1 protein-coding gene is annotated in these 721 nt (G+C 42.7%); it reads left to right on the top strand.

Annotated features, from left to right (window positions below; translation table 11 throughout):
* Nucleotides 1-187: 187 nt before the first annotated feature.
* A partial coding sequence (locus ACS8FD_RS20405; RefSeq protein ID WP_439277208.1) for a YqgE/AlgH family protein occupies nucleotides 188-721 on the top strand: 534 nt, incomplete at its 3' end.

Below are 721 nucleotides of genomic sequence, written 5' to 3'. Positions count from 1 at the left end.
GCTAACTGGTATCAAGTAAAGACATATTGCTAGTATGCATCCTTATTTTAAAAGTGGGATGGTAAAATAGCTCATACTTTACGTCTATTGCTTATGATAACGATGTCATTCCTATATTGCTTTTTTGTTTAGTATCACCATATAGTAGTGTCTCACCTTTTATATTACTTATATTATATTTGTCTTTATGTCCAAAGCTAATTTGACCCATCACTTCTTAATTGCCGCTCCTGACTTGTCAGACCCAAGGTTTGAGCGGGCGCTTATTTATATTTGTCGCCATGATAAACAAGGCGCTTTAGGGTTGATGGTGAACCGTCCCCTTGAGCAGGCGCGTGTGGGTAAACTGCTAGAAGATTTGAACATCGATGTGACCAATCCTCAAATTATGGAAGACTTAGCACTAGAAGGCGGCCCGATGTATCCTGAGGTAGGATTTGTATTACATACGGGTCAACCGGAGTGGGCATCGTCATTTGCCATCTCAGAGAACGTATGTATCACTACCAGTCAAGATGTTTTACAGCGTATCGCTGCAGGGCAAGGTATTGGGCACTACCACTTATGCTTAGGACATGCCAGCTGGAACAAAAAACAGCTCGAGCGTGAGCTTAAAGACGGCGACTGGTTAGTATGCCCTGCCGACTTAACATTATTATTTGATACGCCGTTTGAAGAGCGCTGGCAGCTCGCCGCTGAGAAAATCGGGATTAACTTTGAT

The sequence above is a fragment of the Psychrobacter sp. 1U2 genome, assembly GCF_051847575.1.
This window is presented reverse-complemented; position numbering and strand designations above follow the sequence as displayed.